Source organism: Levilactobacillus parabrevis ATCC 53295, assembly GCF_001434055.1.
GTDB lineage: Bacteria > Bacillota > Bacilli > Lactobacillales > Lactobacillaceae > Levilactobacillus > Levilactobacillus parabrevis.
Genome location: NZ_AZCZ01000114.1, coordinates 1 through 341, shown reverse-complemented (window position 1 = coordinate 341; position 341 = coordinate 1). Strand labels below are relative to the sequence as shown.

Sequence of the window (341 nt, the reverse complement as noted above, 5' to 3'; positions counted from 1 at the left end):
ACTAAGTTCCTAACCACTTTTAATGGTCCGGTGCACAGCTTTACTGTGGACCGTGGCACTGAGTTTAGTGGGCTAGTATCACTTGAATCACAATATGGTATTAAGACCTATTACTGCCATGCTTATACGCCAGCTGAACGTGGTAGTAATGAACGCTTTAATCGGAATTTACGTTATTTTTATCCTAAAGGGACTCGTTTTGAGCACATTAGTGCTCAAGATTTAACGACGACGTTACTCCAAATTAACCAGCGACCGCTTAAAATACTCGACTGGCAAACACCGTATCAGGTTATGCTGACAAATTTGTCCAAAAATTCGGATTAAATTTGCAATCTACC

At 40.5% G+C, this 341-nt stretch carries 1 protein-coding gene; it reads left to right on the top strand.

Annotated elements, in window-relative coordinates:
* Positions 1–327: IS30 family transposase (locus FD07_RS12265; RefSeq protein WP_156403294.1), on the top strand; the 327-nt coding region annotated here is incomplete at its 5' end.
* Between the last annotated feature and the right edge of the window lie 14 nt (positions 328–341).